Source organism: Phenylobacterium sp., from assembly GCF_030645195.1.
GTDB lineage: Bacteria > Pseudomonadota > Alphaproteobacteria > Caulobacterales > Caulobacteraceae > Phenylobacterium.
Genome location: NZ_JAUSLW010000169.1, coordinates 1 through 4791, shown reverse-complemented (window position 1 = coordinate 4791; position 4791 = coordinate 1). Strand labels below are relative to the sequence as shown.

The 4791-nt window shown below is 64.9% G+C and carries 4 protein-coding genes; 3 read left to right on the top strand and 1 reads right to left on the bottom strand.

Features of this window, described 5'->3' with window-relative positions; all coding sequences use genetic code 11:
* The first annotated feature begins 29 nt into the window (after window positions 1-29).
* Window positions 30-545 carry a 50S ribosomal protein L10 gene (gene rplJ / locus Q7T09_RS13930; RefSeq protein WP_304700488.1) on the top strand — a complete coding sequence of 172 codons (516 nt, stop codon included), beginning with the start codon at window positions 30-32 and terminating at the stop codon, window positions 543-545.
* Window positions 546-590: 45 nt separating this feature from the next.
* Complete coding sequence (gene rplL / locus Q7T09_RS13925; protein WP_304700487.1) at window positions 591-971, top strand: 50S ribosomal protein L7/L12; 381 nt, start codon at window positions 591-593, stop codon at window positions 969-971.
* Between the two features lie 192 nt (window positions 972-1163).
* On the opposite strand, the gene Q7T09_RS13920 is transcribed toward rplL, so the two are convergent.
* The gene (locus tag Q7T09_RS13920) at window positions 1164-1436 is read right to left on the bottom strand and encodes an usg protein (protein WP_304700486.1); all 273 of its coding nucleotides are present in this window, start codon (window positions 1434-1436) and stop codon (window positions 1164-1166) included.
* 473 nt (window positions 1437-1909) lie between these two features.
* Between Q7T09_RS13920 and rpoB the strand changes: the two genes are divergently transcribed.
* A partial coding sequence (gene rpoB / locus Q7T09_RS13915; protein ID WP_304700485.1) for a DNA-directed RNA polymerase subunit beta occupies window positions 1910-4791 on the top strand: 2882 nt, incomplete at its 3' end.

Here is a 4791-nt window from a genome sequence, read left to right as displayed (position 1 = left end):
GGCGGCTGGACCTGAGTATGGAGACCGCAATGGACCGCGCTCAAAAGCAGGTGACGATCGAGACGCTCAAGGGCGTCTTCGCCGACGCCGGCGCCGTGGTCGTGACCCACAATCTGGGTCTGACCGTTGCGGAAATGACCGATCTGCGTGGCCGCCTCCGCAAGGAAGGCGCTCACCTGAAGGTGGTGAAGAACACCCTGGCTCAGAAGGCCCTGGACGGTTCGGTCGGCGAGGCGGGCGACGCCCTCTTCACCGGCCCTGTCGCCATCGCCTATGCGCCGGACGCTGTCTCCGCCGCCAAGGTCGCGACCCAGTTCGCCAAGGAGAACGACAAGTTCACCGTCATTGGCGGGCTCATGGGTCAAGAGGTGCTGGACAAGTCGGCGGTGAGCGCTCTCGCCACGCTGCCGTCGCTGGACCAGCTCCGTGGCAAGATCATCGGCCTTCTGCAAGCGCCCGCGACCAAGATCGCCGGCGTCCTGCAGGCCCCGGCCGCTCAGCTTGCCCGCGTCATGTCGGCCTACGCCGCCAAAGACGCCGCCTGATCGTCATTTTCCCCGACAACACCCACTCCCTAAGGAACTATCCAAATGTCGAAGCTTGAAAAACTGGTCGATGACCTGTCCGCCCTGACCGTCCTGGAAGCCTCCGAGCTGTCCAAGCTGCTGGAAGAAAAGTGGGGCGTCTCCGCCGCCGCTCCGGTGGCCGTGGCCGCCGCCGCCGGCGCCGCTGCTCCGGTTGAAGCCGCCGAAGAGCAAACCGAGTTCACCGTTGTCCTGACCGCCGGTGGCGACAAGAAGATCAACGTGATCAAGGAAGTCCGCGGCGTCCGTCCGGACCTCGGCCTGAAGGAAGCCAAGGACCTGGTCGAAGGCGCTCCGCAGAACGTCGTCGAGAACGTGTCCAAGCAAGTGGCCGACGACATCGCCAAGAAGCTGACCGAAGCCGGCGCGTCCGTCACCGTGAAGTAAGACCCGAACACGCGGTTCGCCGCGGGTTTTGAGCGGGCCCGGAGGGAAACCTCCGGGCCCGTCTTCGTGTCGGAATCCAGCTAGAGCCTGTCCGTTTCAGACGGACTCATCTGAAACGGATAAACAGGCTCTCGTCTTATGCTTGGAGCGTGACGGGCGCCTGAACCGGTGTCCACTTCAGGCTGTCACGCTCTAGTGCAGCCGGAACTCCCCGGCCAGCGCCTTGAACTCGCAGGGCTTGATCAGCTCGCGATGGGCGATCCGGACGCTGTGCAGCATGCCGTCCAGCTGATGGCTCCAGAAGTCGAGAAACTTCCGCAGGTTGGGAAACTGGGGGAACAGATCGTATTCCTGCCAGAGATAGCGCTGCAGCAGGGCCGGGTGGTCGGGCAGGTGGTAGACGATCTCGGCCGTCGTCAGGCCATAGCCCTTGATCTGCTTCAAAAAGTCGGAACTGACCGCCATTGCCTCACCTCAAAGGGTTTGAATGCGTCGTCCAGCAGGAGGCTGCGCCCCGACTCGTAAACGAGACCTGAATTGAATGTCAGGGATTTCAACATGTTAGCGCTCCACAAGGGCGGCTGCTGCCAGGTGGCGGGGCGGGAGAGAGCCGCGCCCGGCAAATCGCGGGCCTGACAGCGGGCTCGAATGAGGCTCGGCGCCGGGCCCTGCGCTCGAACTAAATCTCGATAAGGGCTTCACATCCTGCGCGAGAGCGATTATCTCGGCTCCTTCGCAAAATACGATTCGTGTCACACGCGATTCTGACGCGCGCCTATGTTCCGAGGCATGGCCCACCGCCCTCCGGCCATGCGAGGGAACGCCCCTGGCGATACAGGGGCTCCAGCGTCCGGCGCCCGCAAGGGCGTTCGAGGGTGGACGCGGGATAAAAGACCTGACGCCTGGAAACCGTTCCGGGCGTCGCTCAAGGGAATAAAATGGCGCAATCCTTCACCGGTAAAAAGCGGATCCGTCACTCGTTCGGCCGCATCCCTGAAGCCGTGCAGATGCCGAACCTGATCGAGGTTCAGCGCTCCTCCTACGAACAGTTCCTGCAGCGCGAGACCCGCGCCGGCGAGCGTCGTGACGAGGGCGTGGAGGCGGTCTTCAAGTCCGTCTTCCCGATCAAGGACTTCAACGAACGCGCGGTGCTCGAATACGTCACCTACGAGTTCGAGGAACCCAAGTACGACGTCGAAGAGTGCGTCCAGCGCGACATGACCTATGCGGCGCCGCTGAAGGTCAAGCTTCGCCTGATCGTCTTCGAAACCGACGAAGAGACCGGCGCCCGCTCCGTCAAGGACATCAAGGAGCAGGACGTCTACATGGGCGATATCCCGCTCATGACCGAGAAGGGCACCTTCATCGTCAACGGCACGCAGCGGGTCATCGTCTCGCAGATGCACCGTTCGCCGGGCGTGTTCTTCGACCACGACAAGGGCAAGACGCACTCCTCGGGCAAGCTGCTGTTCGCGGCCCGGGTGATCCCCTATCGCGGCTCGTGGCTCGACTTCGAGTTCGACGCCAAGGACGTGGTCTTCGTCCGTATCGACCGCCGCCGCAAGCTGCCGGCCACCACCTTCCTGATGGCGCTGGGCATGGACGGGGAGGAGATCCTCTCCACCTTCTACGACACCGTGCCCTACGAGAAGCGCCTGCAGTCCAAGAAGGGCGCGGCCGGCTGGGCCACCCCCTACAAGCCCGAGCGCTGGCGCGGGACCAAGCCGGAGTATCCGCTGGTGGACGGCGAGACGGGCGAAGAGATCGCCCCCGCCGGCCAGAAGATCTCGGCCCGCAACGCCAAGAAGTTCGCCGATGCGGGTCTCAAGACCCTGCTGTTGCCGCCGGAGGCCCTGGTGGGCCGCTACCTGGCGCGCGACCTGGTGAACCACGAGACCGGTGAAATCTACGCCGAAGCCGGCGACGAGCTGGACCAGCCGCTGATCACGGCGCTGGAAGAGCAGGGCTTCACCACCCTGGACACCCTCGACATCGACGAGGTGACCATGGGCGCCTACATGCGCAACACCCTGCGCGTGGACAAGAACTCGGCCCGCGAAGACGCCCTCTTCGACATCTATCGCGTGATGCGTCCCGGTGAGCCGCCGACGGTGGAAGCCGCCGAGGCCATGTTCAAGTCGCTGTTCTTCGACGGCGAGCGCTACGACCTGTCCTCGGTCGGCCGCGTGAAGATGAACATCCGCCTGGAGCTCGACTGCCCCGACGACGTGCGCATCCTGCGCAAGGAAGACGTGCTGGCGGTCCTCAAGACCTTGGTGGGCCTGCGCGACGGCCGCGGCGAAATCGACGACATCGACAACCTGGGCAACCGCCGGGTGCGTTCGGTCGGCGAACTTCTGGAGAACCAGTACCGCGTCGGCCTGCTGCGGATGGAGCGGGCGATCAAGGAGCGCATGTCCAGCGTCGATATCGACACGGTCATGCCCCACGACCTGATCAATGCGAAGCCGGCCGCCGCGGCCGTGCGCGAGTTCTTCGGCTCGTCGCAGCTCAGCCAGTTCATGGACCAGACCAACCCGCTGTCGGAAATCACCCACAAGCGCCGTCTCTCGGCGCTTGGCCCGGGCGGTCTGACCCGCGAGCGGGCGGGCTTCGAAGTCCGCGACGTGCACCCGACCCACTACGGCCGGATCTGCCCCATCGAGACGCCGGAAGGCCCGAACATCGGCCTGATCAACTCGCTCGCCACCCACGCGGTGGTGAATAAGTACGGCTTCATCGAGAGCCCCTATCGCCGGATCAAGGACGGCAAGACCACCGACGAGGTGGTCTACATGTCGGCCATGGAGGAGGCGAAACACGTCATCGCCCAGGCCAACATCACCCTGAAGGACGGCGTGATCGTCGAGGAGCTGGTGGCCGGACGGGTCAATGGTGAGCCGGGCCTGCTGCCGCGCGACACCGTCGACCTGATGGACGTCTCGCCCAAGCAGGTGGTCTCCGTCGCCGCCTCGCTGATCCCGTTCCTGGAAAACGATGACGCCAACCGCGCCCTGATGGGCTCGAACATGCAGAAGCAGGCCGTGCCGCTCATCCAGTCGGATGCGCCCCTGGTCGGCACCGGCATGGAAGCCATCGTGGCCGTGGACTCCGGCGCCGTCGTGGTGGCCCGCCGCTCCGGCGTCGTCGAACAGATCGACGGCACCCGGATCGTCATCCGCGCCACCGAAGAGAACGACCCGACCAAGGCCGGCGTCGACATCTACCGCCTGCAGAAGTTCCAGCGTTCCAACACCTCGACCTGCATCAACCAGCGCCCGCTGGTGCGGGTGGGCGACCGGGTCAACACCGGCGACGTCATCGCCGACGGCCCGTCGACGGACCTGGGCGAACTGGCCCTGGGCCGGAACACCCTCGTCGCCTTCATGCCCTGGAATGGCTACAACTTCGAAGACTCCATCCTGATCTCCGAGCGCATCGTGCGCGATGACGTCTTCACCTCGATCCACATCGAGGAGTTCGAGGTCATGGCCCGCGACACCAAGCTGGGTCCGGAAGAGATCACCCGCGACATCCCCAACGTCGGCGAGGAAGCCCTGCGCAACCTCGACGAAGCGGGCATCGTGGCGATCGGCGCCGAGGTCCTGCCGGGCGACATCCTGGTGGGCAAGGTCACCCCCAAGGGCGAGAGCCCGATGACGCCGGAAGAGAAGCTCCTGCGCGCCATCTTCGGTGAAAAGGCCTCCGACGTCCGCGACACCTCCCTGCGCCTGCCCCCGGGCGTCGCCGGGACCATCGTGGAAGTCCGCGTGTTCAACCGTCACGGCGTCGACAAGGACGAGCGCGCCATGGCCATCGA

Excerpts from the sequence above, each read along its gene's own strand:
- rplJ (WP_304700488.1), top strand. The coding sequence starts at position 30 with ATGGACCGCGCTCAAAAGCAGGTGACGATCGAGACGCTCAAGGGCGTC.
- rplL (WP_304700487.1), top strand. The coding sequence starts at position 591 with ATGTCGAAGCTTGAAAAACTGGTCGATGACCTGTCCGCCCTGACCGTC.
- Q7T09_RS13920 (WP_304700486.1), bottom strand. The coding sequence starts at position 1,436 with ATGGCGGTCAGTTCCGACTTTTTGAAGCAGATCAAGGGCTATGGCCTG.